This is a genomic window from Streptomyces sp. NPDC092045 (genome assembly GCF_044756005.1).
Lineage (GTDB): Bacteria > Actinomycetota > Actinomycetes > Streptomycetales > Streptomycetaceae > Streptomyces.
The window spans coordinates 77,166-89,580 of sequence record NZ_JBIVSC010000003.1 but is presented as its reverse complement, the minus strand read 5'-3'; the positions used below and the strand labels follow the sequence as shown (position 1 = coordinate 89,580).

Here is a 12,415-nt window from a genome sequence, read left to right as displayed (position 1 = left end):
AGGGCCCGGCACCCGGGGTGCCGGGCCCTCCTCCGGTGACGCCGGGTCAGCGGGAGCCGACCATCCGGGCGTAGACGACGACGTTCCCGTCGTACCCCCGCGCGCGCGTGTACCCGCCGCCGCAGGTGATGACCCGCAGCTCCGGCGCGCCCGTGTCGGCGTAGACCTGCACGCCGGGGAAGTCGTCCTTCGCGTACACCTCGACGCCGTAGATCTCGAAGACCGCCACCCGGCCGTCGTACCGCTCGACCTCGACGTGCTGGCCCTTCTCCAGGGAGCCGAGGCCGTAGAAGACCGCCGGGCCCTGGGTGTTGTCGACGTGGCCGACGACGACGGCGGTGCCCCGCTGGCCGGGGGAGATGCCGTTCTGGTACCAGCCGGCGAGATTGGCGTCCTGCGGCGGGGGCGCCGCCACCCAGCCGTCCGCGTCCAGGCCCACGTCCATGATCGGGGCCGCGACCCGGATCGCCGGGATCTTGATCCGGGAGGCCGGGGCGAAGGGCAGCGGCTCCGGACCGGTGGCCGACGAGGGGGCCGCCGGGGCGGTCGGGAGCGCCGCCGGCCGGGCCGCCGCGGCGGGTTGCGGCGGCCCGGCGGCGACGTCCACGCCGTTGCGCATCATCGCGAGCCCGGACAGCATGGCGAGGGCCAGGACACCCCAGGGTTGGAGTCTCCTGCGCTCGGAGACGCGGAAGTCCTTCGGGGGCATGGTTCTCCCTTCGTGGCGTCGTCAGAACGGTAAGGGTGCTCCCGCGGTCCGTCGCGCCGGACGGTCCGAACGGGTGGGGCGCGCCTCCGGACGGGTGCCGGGGCCCGGGGCGGACCTCTTCCGGGGGCGGGGACGGACCCTTCCAGGGCTCCGCCGACCCCCCTCCCGGGGTGCGGTGCGGCGGGCTTTCCGAGGTCCGCGGCCCCGCGGCGACGCAGGGCGCAGGGCCGCCGGGCGGACGGAGGGCGGGGCCGCCGGGCGGGTGAGGGACGGCCACCCGGCGGGTGACGCCGGGCTGACCCATCCGAGTAATCGTCAGATAAGCGACCCGGAAGCCTCTGACCTGTGCGTACGAGGGGTTCGACCCCCTCCGCCCCGGCGTGTCGCCTCACCGAAGTGGACCAGTGCCGACATGCGTGCTCCGTCACGAATGGTGATGGTTCGTCATGGAAGGCGTACTCGTCGAAACTCCCGGAGCACCGCTTTGGGGCGTCTTCCACTGGAGGTTCAACCATGCGTGCTGCACGCACTCTGGCGGTGACCGCCACCGCGATCGCGGCGGTCGGGCTCGCGGCCCCCCTCGCCGCCGCCACCAACGGGCCGGCCACCGTCCTCAGCGGTGGCAACAGCGGTGGGAACGGTGGTGGGAACGGCGGTGGGAACGGCGGTCCGACCGACGTCACCGTCAACCCCTACGACGTCCACCCCGGTTCGACGCTCACGATCACCGCCCGGGGCTGCAACCGCGGCGGCACCGTCACGTCCAACGCCTTCCCGGAGACCAACCTCTCGGGCAACAACAACGGCGTCTCCACCGCCGTCGCCCGCGTCTACAACCACGCCACCCCGGGCAACTACAACCTGGCCGTCCGCTGCAACGGCAACTCCTCCGTCGTCACGCAGTCGTTCCGGGTCCTCCCGGGCCGCGGCGCGCAGGGCGGCCTCGGCGGCTCGCTGGCCCCCAGCTCCACCGAGATGGCCATCGGCGGCAGCCTCGTCGCCGCGGCCGCACTCGGCGGCGGCCTCTTCGTCGCCCGCCGTCGCCGTGTGACCGGCGCGGGGATCTGACCGGTCGAACCTCCCGGTCGGCCCACCGTGCCCGTCGCCCCCGGGTCCTCGTCAGGACCCGGGGGCGACGGGCGTCCGGGAAGGCGGAGAAGGCGACGTCCGCGTGCCGCCGCGTGCCGCGCCACGCCGCCGCCTCAGTGGCGCCGGGACCCGGCGGTGCGGCGGCGCACCACGTAGAGGACACCGCCCGCGGCGGCCAGGACGAGGGCCCCGCCCGCGGCCAGTTCGACGGGGCCGACCCCGTCGTCCACCGAACCGCCCAGACCGCCCTGGACACCCCGCGGGGTGGTGAGGATCGTGGAGCGGATCGTGGGGGTGGCGGTGGCCGTGGCACCGCCGGCGATCGTCAGGTCGACGCTGTCCTGGACGCCGCCCGTGCAGTTGAACGCGACCGTGTAGACGCTGCCGGGCCGCACGTCCAGGTCCACGGTGGCGGTCGCCGTCGCCCCGGGGGCGATGACGGCGGTGTCGAAGACGCCGGCCGCGGCCGTCGCCGTGCTGGCGCAGCCGGGGGCGCTCAGGGTCACCCGGCCGCCGGGGGAGACGACCGAGGGCGAAACGACGAAGTCGCCCGGGGCCTTGGCGCCCCGCGCCCGCGGGTGGGGTGCCGGGGCACCCTCCGTCGCGACGGCGAAGGGGGCGGCCAGGGCGAGGGCGGCCACCCCCAGCAGGGCAGTGGATGCGGCACGTATCGCGCGCATGGTGAATCCTCCGGGTCCCGAGGGGCAGCCGCGGGAGGGGGTTCCCGCGAAGGGCCTGCGTGCACCTCGATGCCCGAAACGCTAGGAGCGCGTCACCGGGCCCGCGATCCCAGAGGTGCGAACGGGTCACGGGTGTCCCCCGTGCGGCCCACCCGGGTGGCGCTCCTCATCCGCCGAGCCCCGGGAACAGGTCGGTGAACGGCGTGGCGGTGGCCGACATGCCCCGGCCGTACGGCGCGTCGAAGTCCCAGATGAGGAACAGCAGGAAGGCGATGAGGACGCTGAAGAGCCCGGCCAGCAGCAGCTCCCGGCCGGTCCTGCGGATCTGGAGGGTGAAGATCAGACCGACGGTCACCAGGGCGCCGACGATCAGACCGAACCACACGACCCCGGGCATGGTCTCGCCCGCGTTCTGCCCGCGCGCGTTCCGGGCGTCGTCGGCGGCGGCCACCTGGTCCGCCAGCGGCTGGTACGCCTGCCCCTCGAAGTCGTTCGCCGGCCGGTAGTCGGTGACGCTCCGCCGCACCTTCTCCAGGAGCGCGGTCCCCTCGTCGCTCAGCTCCCCGGTCTCGGACATGTGCTTCCACTCGTCGTCGACCACGTGGGAGACGTACGCGTCGACGTCGGCGCGGATGCGGTCGCGGACCTCCTGCGGATACACCTCGGCGCGGGCCGAGATCTCGTGCAGCGCCTGGGCCTCCTGCCGCACGGTCTCCTGGGCGGCGCCCCGCGCCTCCCAGACGCCGGCGATGGCCAGGCCGAGGACGATCGCGTAGATCACGCCGATCATCATCGTCATGTACTCGATGACGTCCGGGGTCTCGCTGGGGTCGTCGTCGTCGGGGATCCGGCGGTGGTTGATGACGACGATGGTGAGCACGACGGCGCAGGCCGCCGCCATCGCGAGGGACAGGACAAGCCATTCGGACACGGATTCCTCCGGTGGGATCAGTGGGATCAGTGGGATCGGCGGTTCGCCGGGCGGGACGCGGGGCGGGTTCAGCGGGAGCGGGAGCGCAGGATCGCGGTCGCCAGGACCGCCGGGGCGATGATCACCAGCGTCGTGGTGAGGACGGACGTGCCGCTCTTCGGCCGGGGCCGCGTGGCGGGCCGGTAGTGGGGGAGCGCGACGGGGGCGGCGGACGGGGGTTCCGGCCGTACGGAGGGCGGGGGAGCGGCGGCGGACGTCGGCTCGGGCGCCGGTTCGGGCTCCGGCGTCTCCGTCGCGGGCGGAGCGGGACGCGGCGCCGGCGGGGTGGTGCGCGGCGCCGGCGTCCGTGCGGGAGGAGGTGGCGGCGGGGCGGGCCGTGCGGGAGGCGGTGTCGTCACGGGCGGCGGCACCGTCGGGACGGGCTTCGGAGGCTTCGTGGTGGGCGGCGGCGTGGGGGTCGGCGTCGGACTCGGGGTGGGTGTGGGTGTGGGTGTGGGTGTAGGGGTGGGTGTGGGGGACGGGCACGCGGGCGGCGGTGTGTGCGAGTGCGTCGGCGTGGGTGCGGGCGGTGGCGGCGTCGGTTCGTGCGGGTGCGGGTGCGGGTGCGGGCACGTGCCCGACCCGGCGGACGTGACCGCGGTGTGCGCACCGCCCGGACCGGTCACGGCGTGGGCGCAGGCGTCGGCGGAGGCGGGCGCGGGGGCGGCGAGCAGCCACACCAGCGCCAGGGCCGCCAATGGCCGCGCGAGGAGTGATCCGTACAGAGACACGCCGTCGAGCTTGATCGGGGGCGGCGCGCGCCGGGGCGGAATCCCGGCGGATTCGCCGGATGGAGGGGATCTCCGGAGGCGCGGACTTGACGTTCTATCGGACAGTAGGCGGATTCGGCGCGATGCCCGGGTATCTCCGCCCACCGCGATTCACGAAGGGAACCGTTCCGGCCGACGGAAGAAGAACTGTCCGGTTGTCGCCCTGTCGGACGGCGCGTTCGACGGGGCATCCTGCACCGGCCACAGGACCCCGATCGCGACAACACCCCAGCCAGAAAAGGGCCCTGGGTCCCGCACCGGGCGAAACGGTGACCGCGGCCGGAGTCGGCGCACGATCATCTGCACGTGAATGTGCACGGGCCGAAGGCGTGAAGTCGGCGTTCCGCACGCACGTGCCAATGGGGTGTGACCAAGAACGGACCGCGAATTTCCGTTTCCACTCGCCCTCTTGGCGGGCGATCAGTAGCCTCACCTCGAACACCGGCCGCGAACACATGGCCGCATCCCACGGCGACTTGTTGGAGACATTGATGGAGCGTCCCGCCTGGGCTCCGCCGGGTATCGACATTTCGGTGCCGAGCGTGTCCCGAATGTACGACTTCTACCTGGGCGGCTCGCACAATTTCGAGGTCGACCGGGAAGCGGCCCGCAAGGCGATGGACTTCATGCCCGGCCTGCCCAAGATCATGCAGGCGAACCGGGCGTTCATGCGGCGCGCCGTCCGCCACGCCGTTGACAACGACGTCACCCAGTTCCTGGACATAGGCTCCGGCATACCCACCTTCGGCAACGTCCACGAGGTCGCCCGCGCCGCCGACCCGGCCGCGCGGATCGTCTACGTCGACCACGACCCGGTCGCCGTCGCCCACAGCCGCGCCGTCCTGGAGGGCGTCGAGAACACCGCCGTCGTCTCCGCCGACCTGCGCAAGCCGGCCGACATCCTGCGCAGCCCCGAGGTGGCCCGGCTCCTCGACCTGGAGCGGCCGGTGGCCCTCCTCCTCGTCGCCGTCCTCCACTTCCTGGAGGACCACGACCGCCCGTACGAGGCCGTCGCCGAGCTGGTCGACGCGCTCGCGCCCGGCAGCCTGATGATCCTCACCCACGCCTCGTACGAGGGCATCCCGTTCCTGGAGGAGCAGGCCGGCGGAACCGTCGGGGTCTACCGGAACATCCGCAACCCCCTGGTGATGCGGTCGGGCGCGGAGGTCGCCCGCTTCTTCGAGGGCACCGAGCTGATCGAGCCCGGCCTCGTGCCGCTGCCCGTCTGGCGACCGGAGAGTCCGGTCGAGGAGGAGGATCCCCACACCTTCTCCGGCCTCGCAGGGGTGGGGCGCAAGGCGTGAAGGTCCCGTCCCAGCCGGCCGGTTCCGGCGCCGAGGCCGACGGCCCGGAGGACAGACTCAGGCGGTTCGTCACCATATGGAGCCGGACGATCTTCCCGGTGACCGCCACGTCGCTCACCCGGACCGAGTTCGAGGGGCACCTGCTGCCGCTGGCCCGCACCCTGTGCGACGCCCTGCACGCCCGGCCCTTCGACACGGCACCGGCCCAGCGCGCCGGCGCGGCCCTGGTCGCCGCCCACTGCACCGACCCGGACGCGCTCGGCCGCAGCCTCGGCGTCGTCGACTCGTACCTGGTGCTCTACTGCGGCACGGAGTCGGACCTGCCGACCGAGGAGCTCCGGGCCCGCTGCGCCCGGCTCCAGCACGCCATGGCCGCCGGCTACGCCCAGGCCCTGCGCGAGCGGACCCTCGCCGAGCAGGAGGCGATCGCCCGCTCCGCGCTCGCCGCCCGCACCGCCGCCGAGATCGCCCTGCACGCCACCGAGAGCCGCTTCCGCGCGGTCTTCGACGGCGCGGCCATCGGCATCGGCATCGCCGACCTCGACGGCAACCTCCTGGAGGTCAACGAGACCCTCACCCGCATGTTCGGCGGGATGGAGGGCAGGCTGCGCAGCCGCAAGGTCAGCGAGTGGGTCCACCCGGAGGACGGGCCGCACGTCTGGAGGCTGTACGAGGAGCTGGTCCGCGGCGAGCGGGAGCACTACCGGGTCGAGAAGCCGTACTACCGGGGCGACGGAACGGTTCTGTGGACCAACCTCACCGTCTCGCTCCTCCGGGACGCCGACGGCCGCCCCCAGTACCAGCTGGCCCTCCTGGAGGACACCACCGAACGGCGCCTGCTCCATCTGCGCCTGCGGTACGAGGCCACCCACGACGCCCTCACCGGACTGCCCAACCGGACCCTGTTCTTCGAGCGCCTGGAGAAGGCGCTCGCCCCCGGCGACAACGCCCGCTTCGGCCTCTGCTACCTCGACCTCGACGGCTTCAAGGTCATCAACGACAGCCTCGGCCACTCCACCGGCGACCGGCTCCTCGTCGAGGTCGCGGACCGGCTCCAGAGCTGCGTCACCGGGGCCAACGAGATGGTGGCCCGGCTCGGCGGGGACGAGTTCGTCGCCCTCACCACCGGCTCCGGCGGCGAGCGGGACGTCACCGACCTCGCCGACCGCATCCTCGCCGCGCTCGCCACCCCGCTCCGCATCGACGGCCGCGAGCTGACCGTGCGCGGCAGCCTCGGCGTCGTCGAGGGGCCGTCGGGGGAGCGGACCCCGGCCGAGGTGCTGCGCAGCGCCGACATCACCATGTACCGGGCCAAGTCGGCGGGCGGCAACCGCTTCGAGCTCGCCGACCCCGAGGCCGACGCCCGCGCCATCACCCGCCACGGGCTCACCACGGCCCTGCCGGCGGCCCTGGAGCGCGGCGAGTTCTTCATCGAGTACCAGCCGCTCGTCCACCTCGGCGACGGCAGCGTGCACGGCGCGGAGGCGCTCGTCCGCTGGTGCCACCCGCAGCACGGGGTGCTCGGCCCCGACCGCTTCATCCCGCTCGCCGAGGACACCGGCCTCATCGTGCCGCTCGGCCGCTGGGTGCTCCAGGAGGCCGTGCGCCAGGCCCGCTTCTGGCAGATCCGGCACGCCGACGGCGGCCCGCTGCGCATCAACGTCAACCTCTCCCCGACGCAGCTCCACCACCCGCGCCTGGTCGCCGACACCGTCGACGTCCTGGAGCGGTCCGGGCTCGAACCGGGCGCGCTCTGCCTGGAGGTGACCGAGTCGGCCCTGATCGGCGCCGACGAGGGCCTCCTGAAGCCGCTGCGGCAGCTCGCCGAGATGGGCGTCGACATAGCGCTCGACGACTTCGGCACCGGCTATTCGAACCTGGCCAACCTGCGGCGGCTCCCGGTGAGCGTCCTCAAGCTGGACCGCTCCTTCACCCGGGGCATGCAGCAGCACCCGGTGGACCCGGTCGACCTGAAGATCGTCGAGGGGATCGTCTCGCTCGCCCACAGCCTGGAGCTGGCGGTCACCGTCGAGGGCGTGGAGACGGGCGCGCAGGCGCGCCAGCTCCGGGAGCTCGGCTGCGACACGGCGCAGGGCTGGTACTACGCCCGCCCCGGCGCCCCGGACCGCATCCATTCCCTGCTCCTGGCGGACGCGGTGTGACGGGGGCGTGGGGTCAGGCGGGCGCGCGCCCCGGCCCGGCTCCCGGCCGCACCTTCCGGGAGGTCAGCAGGATCCGCTGGAGCTCCCGCGCGGCCCTCGGCGGCGCCACGTCGCTGCGGTGGGCCAGCGCGATGGTGCGGCGCAGGCCCGGCCGGGCGAGGGCCGTCACCCGCAGGTCGCGGCCGGCCCGCGCGGCGACCATCGCCGGGACCACCGCGAGCCCCAGTCCGGCCCGTACGAAACCGAGCACCGCGTCCAGCTCCCCGCCCTCGACGGTGAACGAGGGCTCGAAGCCCTCCGCCCGGCAGGCCGCCACCGTCAGCTCCCGCAGGTCGTAGCCGTGCCGGAACATCACGAGCGGCTGGTCGCGCAGGTCCGTGATCCGCACCGGTCGCCGGGGCGCCGGCTCCGAGGCGGCCGAGACCACCACCAGGTCCTCCCGGAGCAGCTCGACCGTGGTCAGGGCGGGTGACGGGGTCGGCAGCGGCAGCACCACGAGGGCCAGGTCGAGCGCCCCGCGCGCCAGCTCCCGCACGAGGTCGTGCGAGCCGCCCTCCTCGATCAGGAGCTCGATCCCCGGGTGCAGGTCGTGGAAGGTCCTCAGCACGTCCGGCAGGAGCCCCGTGCACAGGCTCGGGGTCGCGCCGAGCCGCACCCGGCCCCGCTTGAGCCGGGCCAGCTCCTGCACCTCCAGACGGGCCGTCTCCGTGTCGGCGAGGATCCGGCGGGCCAGCGGCAGCAGGGCCTCCCCGGCGTCGGTGAGCGTGATGTTCCCCCGGGCCCGGCTGAACAGCTCCGCGCCCAGCTCCTGCTCCAGGGCCTTGATCTGCTGGGAGAGCGAGGGCTGCGAGACGTGGACCCGCTCGGCGGCCCGGGTGAAGTGCCGGGTCTCGGCCACGGCGACGAAGTAGAGGAGCTGCTGGAACTGCATGGGCCCAGCGTAGGCGATACGAATAGGGAAAGCCTATCGAGATCAGCCGGACCATGTCTTGGACCTCTCGGGTCCTTCGGCCCTAGCGTCATGAACATGGCTCTGGCACCCACGGGGAACCGGACGAAGGACCGCCCGCCGTCCCCCACACCGTCCCGCGGATTCCTCTCCTCGACCCTCGGCAAGAAGACGGTCATGGCCGTCAGCGGGCTGATCATGCTCGGCTACCTCGTCGCCCACGTCGCCGGAAACCTCAAGGTCTTCTTCGGCCCCGAGGAGTTCAACGAGTACGCCCACTGGCTGCGCGTCATGGGCGCCCCCCTCCTGCACCACGAGTGGGCCCTCTGGGCCGTCCGGATCGTCCTCGTCGCCGCCGTCGTCGCCCACGCCGTCTCCGCGTACCAGCTCAGCCGCCGCGACATCGGGGCGCGCCCCGTCGGCTACGTCCACCGCCGCAGGCGGACCTCGTACGCCACCCGCACCATGCGCTGGGGCGGGATCATCCTCGCCCTCTTCATCGTCTGGCACGTCCTCGACCTGACCACCGGCACCGTCCACACCGGCGGCTTCGAGGAGGGCAAGCCCTACCAGAACGTCGTCGACACCTTCTCCACCTGGTACGGCAACGTCATCTACATCGTCGCCATGCTCGCCGTCGGACTCCACGTCCGCCACGGCTTCTGGAGCGCCGCCCAGACCCTGGGCGTCGGCAACGCCCGCCGCGAACGCCTCCTCAGGACCCTGGCCAACGGCCTCGCGCTCGTCCTGACCGCGGCCTTCGTCTCCATCCCCGTCGCCGTCATGACCGGAGTCGTGAGCTGACCATGAGCTTTGTCGATTACGCCGTCGGCGAGCCGATCGCCGACACCAAGGCCCCCGCCGGACCCGTCGCCGAACGCTGGGACACCCGGCGCTTCGAGGCGAAGCTGGTCAACCCCGCCAACCGCCGCAAGCACCGGATCATCGTCGTCGGCACCGGCCTGGCCGGCGGCTCCGCCGGCGCCACCCTGGCCGAGCAGGGCTACCACGTCGTCCAGTTCTGCTACCAGGACTCCCCGCGCCGCGCCCACTCCATCGCCGCCCAGGGCGGCATCAACGCCGCCAAGAACTACCGCAACGACGGCGACTCGGTGCACCGCCTCTTCTACGACACCGTCAAGGGCGGCGACTTCCGGGCCCGCGAGTCCAACGTCCACCGCCTCGCCCAGATCTCCGTCGAGATCATCGACCAGTGCGTCGCCCAGGGCGTCCCCTTCGCCCGCGAGTACGGCGGCCTCCTCGACACCCGCTCCTTCGGCGGCGTCCAGGTCTCCCGCACCTTCTACGCCCGCGGCCAGACCGGACAGCAACTCCTGCTCGGCGCCTACCAGGCGCTCTCCCGGCAGATCGCCGCCGGGCACGTCGAGATGCACGCCCGTACGGAGATGCTCGACCTGATCGTCGTCGACGGGCGGGCCCGGGGCATCGTCGCCCGCGACCTGATCACCGGCGAGATCTCCACCCACTACGCCGACGCCGTCGTCCTGGCCTCCGGCGGCTACGGGAACGTCTTCTACCTGTCGACGAACGCGATGAACTCCAACGCCACCGCCGTCTGGCGGGCCCACCGGCGCGGCGCGTACTTCGCCAACCCCTGCTTCACCCAGATCCACCCCACCTGCATCCCGCGCACCGGCGACCACCAGTCGAAGCTGACCCTGATGAGCGAGTCGCTGCGCAACGACGGACGCATCTGGGTGCCCAAGGCCCAGGGCGACACCCGCCCGGCCGCCGAGATCCCCGAGGACGAACGCGACTACTACCTGGAGCGCCTCTACCCCTCCTTCGGCAACCTCGTCCCCCGCGACATCGCCTCCCGCGCCGCCAAGAACGTCTGCGACGAGGGACGCGGCGTCGGCCCCGGCGGCCAGGGCGTCTACCTGGACTTCGCCGACGCCGTCAGCCGCATGGGCCGCAAGGCCGTCGAGGAGAAGTACGGCAACCTCTTCGACATGTACGAGCGGATCACCGCGGAGAACCCGTACGAGGTCCCCATGCGGATCTACCCCGCCGTGCACTACACGATGGGCGGGCTCTGGGTCGACTACGACCTCCAGACCACCGTCCCCGGCCTCTTCGCGATCGGCGAGGCCAACTTCTCCGACCACGGGGCCAACCGGCTCGGCGCCTCCGCCCTCATGCAGGGCCTGGCCGACGGCTACTTCGTCCTGCCCGCCACCATCAACGACTACCTCGCCCGCCACCCGCACGCCGAGCAGGTCACCGACGACCACCCGGCCGTCCGCGAGGTACTCGCCGAGACCGGCGACCGGCTGAACCTGCTGCTCTCCGTCGACGGCGACCGCACCCCCGACTCCTTCCACCGCGAACTCGGCGAACTCATGTGGGAGCACTGCGGCATGGCCCGCACCGACGAGGGGCTGCGCAAGGCCCTCGCCCGCATCCCCGAGATCCGCGAGGAGTTCTGGCGCCGGATCAAGGTCCCCGGCACCGGCGAGGAGTTCAACCAGTCCCTGGAGCGGGCCAACCGGATCGTCGACTACCTGGAGCTCGCCGAGCTGATGTGCCTCGACGCGCTCCACCGCGCCGAGTCCTGCGGCGGCCACTTCCGCGCGGAGTCCCAGACCCCCGACGGCGAGGCCGCCCGCCGCGACGAGGAGTTCGCCTACGCGGCGGCCTGGGAGTTCACCGCCCCGGACCGCGCCCCCGTCCTCCACAAGGAGGAACTGGCCTTCGAGTACGTCCACCCCACCCAGCGGAGCTACGCATGAAGCTCAACCTGCGCGTCTGGCGCCAGCGGAACGCCGACGCCGACGGCGCCATGGCCACCTACGAGGTGGACGGCGTCTCCCCCGACATGTCGTTCCTGGAGATGCTCGACACCCTCAACGAGGAACTCACCCTGCGCGGCGAGGACCCCGTGGCCTTCGACCACGACTGCCGCGAGGGCATCTGCGGCGCGTGCAGCCTCGTCATCAACGGCGACGCCCACGGTCCCGAGCGCACCACGACCTGCCAGCTCCACATGCGCTCCTTCCGCGACGGCGACACCATCGACGTCGAGCCCTGGCGCGCCTCCGCCTTCCCCGTCGTCAAGGACCTGGTGGTCGACCGCTCCGCCTTCGACCGCGTCATCCAGGCCGGCGGCTACATCACCGTCCCCACGGGCTCGGCGCCCGAGGCCCACGCCACGCCGGTCCCCAAGGCCGACGCGGACTCCGCCTTCGAGCACGCCGAGTGCATCGGCTGCGGCGCGTGCGTGGCGGCCTGCCCCAACGGCTCGGCCATGCTCTTCACCTCGGCCAAGGTCAACCACCTCAACGTGCTGCCGCAGGGCTCCCCGGAGCGCGAGACCCGGGTCCTCGACATGGTGGCCCAGATGGACGCGGAGGGCTTCGGCGGCTGCACCCTGACGGGCGAGTGCGCGACGGCCTGCCCGAAGGGGATCCCGCTGCCGTCGATCTCGGCGATGAACCGGGAGTGGCTGCGGGCCCGGCGCAAGGCGGGCCGCGGCTGAGGCGGGCCGCGACCGAGGCCGGATCCGGACAATCCGAGCGCGTGGGCTCCGTCACACATCGCACCCCGGGGCGAAAGATCATTCAGAGAAAGAGTGTTTTCTCCGCAAGATCTTCGCCCCGGGGTGCTTCCGTGGGCGCGAACAGCAAGATCAACTCCGTTCAAGCCTGTACTTCGCGTGGCGAGTCGACCACTTCGCGGCCAACCGGCCCGCGGCGATTTCCGCCGTGCCGACACCCCCGGGTACTGATGTCCCCTGCCAGGGGCATATGACCGACCCCCGG

General features: G+C 72.8%; 11 protein-coding genes. 6 read left to right on the top strand and 5 right to left on the bottom strand.

Going from position 1 to position 12,415, the window contains the following annotated elements:
- Window positions 1-46: 46 nt before the first annotated feature.
- Window positions 47-709 (bottom strand): class F sortase, encoded by a 663-nt coding sequence (locus ACIQKA_RS10690; protein ID WP_402540675.1) that lies wholly within the window; start codon window positions 707-709, stop codon window positions 47-49.
- 513 nt (window positions 710-1,222) lie between these two features.
- Here ACIQKA_RS10690 and ACIQKA_RS10685 point away from each other — a divergent pair.
- Complete coding sequence (locus ACIQKA_RS10685; RefSeq protein WP_383154477.1) at window positions 1,223-1,777, top strand: hypothetical protein; 555 nt, start codon at window positions 1,223-1,225, stop codon at window positions 1,775-1,777.
- Between the two features lie 134 nt (window positions 1,778-1,911).
- Here ACIQKA_RS10685 and ACIQKA_RS10680 read toward each other — a convergent pair whose 3' ends face one another.
- The 3 genes from ACIQKA_RS10680 to ACIQKA_RS10670 all read right to left on the bottom strand — a co-directional run bounded on the left by ACIQKA_RS10680 (window position 1,912) and on the right by ACIQKA_RS10670 (window position 3,807).
- Complete coding sequence (locus ACIQKA_RS10680) at window positions 1,912-2,478, bottom strand: hypothetical protein (protein WP_383158675.1); 567 nt, start codon at window positions 2,476-2,478, stop codon at window positions 1,912-1,914.
- Between the two features lie 166 nt (window positions 2,479-2,644).
- Window positions 2,645-3,409, bottom strand: coding sequence for a hypothetical protein (locus tag ACIQKA_RS10675; protein ID WP_402540674.1), 765 nt, complete (start codon window positions 3,407-3,409; stop codon window positions 2,645-2,647).
- Between the two features lie 68 nt (window positions 3,410-3,477).
- The gene (locus tag ACIQKA_RS10670; protein WP_402540673.1) at window positions 3,478-3,807 is read right to left on the bottom strand and encodes a hypothetical protein; all 330 of its coding nucleotides are present in this window, start codon (window positions 3,805-3,807) and stop codon (window positions 3,478-3,480) included.
- 902 nt (window positions 3,808-4,709) lie between these two features.
- Here ACIQKA_RS10670 and ACIQKA_RS10665 point away from each other — a divergent pair.
- The gene (locus ACIQKA_RS10665; RefSeq protein WP_383158682.1) at window positions 4,710-5,522 is read left to right on the top strand and encodes an SAM-dependent methyltransferase; all 813 of its coding nucleotides are present in this window, start codon (window positions 4,710-4,712) and stop codon (window positions 5,520-5,522) included.
- Entirely contained in the window at window positions 5,519-7,684 is a 2,166-nt protein-coding gene (locus ACIQKA_RS10660; protein WP_383437985.1) for a putative bifunctional diguanylate cyclase/phosphodiesterase, read from the top strand. The genes ACIQKA_RS10665 and ACIQKA_RS10660 overlap by 4 nt, the downstream gene beginning before the upstream one ends.
- 13 nt (window positions 7,685-7,697) lie before the next feature.
- On the opposite strand, the gene ACIQKA_RS10655 is transcribed toward ACIQKA_RS10660, so the two are convergent.
- A complete protein-coding gene (locus ACIQKA_RS10655; RefSeq protein ID WP_383158687.1) occupies window positions 7,698-8,615 on the bottom strand; it encodes a LysR family transcriptional regulator in 918 nt (305 codons plus the stop codon).
- 195 nt (window positions 8,616-8,810) lie between these two features.
- Here ACIQKA_RS10655 and ACIQKA_RS10650 point away from each other — a divergent pair, with 195 nt between their 5' ends.
- From ACIQKA_RS10650 to ACIQKA_RS10640, 3 genes are read left to right on the top strand one after another with little or no spacing between them, the layout of a single operon-like run.
- Window positions 8,811-9,437, top strand: a complete 627-nt coding sequence (locus ACIQKA_RS10650; protein ID WP_383158714.1) for a succinate dehydrogenase — start codon at window positions 8,811-8,813, stop codon at window positions 9,435-9,437.
- Window positions 9,438-9,439: 2 nt separating this feature from the next.
- Window positions 9,440-11,386 carry a fumarate reductase/succinate dehydrogenase flavoprotein subunit gene (locus ACIQKA_RS10645; RefSeq protein WP_383158689.1) on the top strand — a complete coding sequence of 649 codons (1,947 nt, stop codon included), beginning with the start codon at window positions 9,440-9,442 and terminating at the stop codon, window positions 11,384-11,386.
- A complete protein-coding gene (locus tag ACIQKA_RS10640) occupies window positions 11,383-12,132 on the top strand; it encodes a succinate dehydrogenase/fumarate reductase iron-sulfur subunit (protein ID WP_383437983.1) in 750 nt (249 codons plus the stop codon). The genes ACIQKA_RS10645 and ACIQKA_RS10640 overlap by 4 nt, the downstream gene beginning before the upstream one ends.
- Window positions 12,133-12,415: the final 283 nt, after the last annotated feature.